Below are 1,222 nucleotides of genomic sequence, written 5' to 3' on the forward strand. Positions count from 1 at the left end.
CCAAGGCCCCGTCGGGCTGGAGATCGCGCGCCAGCACGCCGACCCCATCGAGGCCGTCTTCGTGCCCATCGGCGGCGGCGGTCTGGCGGCAGGCGTCGCGGCCATACTGAAGTTCCTGCGTCCCGAAACCAGGGTCATCGGCGTCGAGCCGGTGGACGCCCCCACCATGAAGTCCGCCATTGCGGCGGGCGAGGTCGTCACCCTGAACGAGGTCGGCCTGTTCGCCGACGGGGTCGCCGTGCGCCGTGCGGGCGACCAGACCTTCGCCCTGTGCAACGACCTGCTGGACGAGATCGTGCTGGTCGACACCGACGCCATCTGCGCCGCCATCAAGGATATCTTCGACGACAGCCGCGCCATCGCCGAACCGTCAGGCGCCGTGGCTCTGGCGGGACTTAAGGCCTGGTCCGCCGCCCATCCGGGATCGGGCAGCCTGATCGCCATCAACTCGGGCGCCAACGTCAACTTCGACCGCCTGCGCCACGTCGCCGAGCGGGCCGAGATCGGCGAGGGCGCCGAGGCCCTGCTGGCCGTGGCGATGAAGGACGATCGCGACGACTACCGCCGCTTCCTGAACAGTCTGGACGGCCGTTCGGTGACCGAGTTCAACTATCGCTGGTCCGGCGATGGTCTGGCCCAGATCTTCGTCGGCGTGGCCCTGAGAAACGGCCCCCATGAGCGCGACGACCTGATCGGCAACCTGCGCGCCGGGGGCTATGCCGTCGAGGACATGAGCGACAATGAGACGGCCAAGCTGCACGTCCGCTACATGGTCGGCGGGCGCACCACTGGCCTGCCGCACGAACGCATCCTGCGCTTCCAGTTCCCCGAACGACCCGGCGCCTTCCTGCGCTTCCTCAACAGCCTGCAGCCCGCCTGGGCCATGACCCTGTTCCACTACCGCAACCACGGCGACGACGTGGGCCGGGTGCTGGCGGGCATCTGCGTGCCGCCGCACGAACAGCATCTGCTGGAAGACGCGCTGGCCCTGCTGGGCTACCCATACGTCGATGAAACCGCCAATCCCGCCTGCCGCCTGTTCCTTGACGGCGTCGTCTGACGTCGGGCCTGCACGGCTCAGCCGACGGGCGGTGCTGGCCGCGCCCGTCGGCTTGAGCGCCTGCGCCGCCCTGCCCCACATCGCCCTGCCCCGGACAGGTCCGACGTCCGACCAGACTGTCTGGACCTTCGACCGCCTCACAGACATCGGCGGTTTCAGAAC

At 69.1% G+C, this 1,222-nt stretch carries 1 protein-coding gene; it reads left to right on the forward strand.

Annotation, left to right across the window (positions count from 1 at the left end):
- On the forward strand, positions 1 to 1,060 hold a 1,060-nt coding region (gene ilvA, locus QZ281_RS06165), incomplete at its 5' end, for a threonine ammonia-lyase, biosynthetic (RefSeq protein ID WP_292225975.1).
- Between the last annotated feature and the right edge of the window lie 162 nt (positions 1,061 to 1,222).

It is taken from the genome of Brevundimonas sp. (assembly GCF_018608325.1).
In the GTDB taxonomy this organism is placed as follows: Bacteria; Pseudomonadota; Alphaproteobacteria; order Caulobacterales; family Caulobacteraceae; genus Brevundimonas.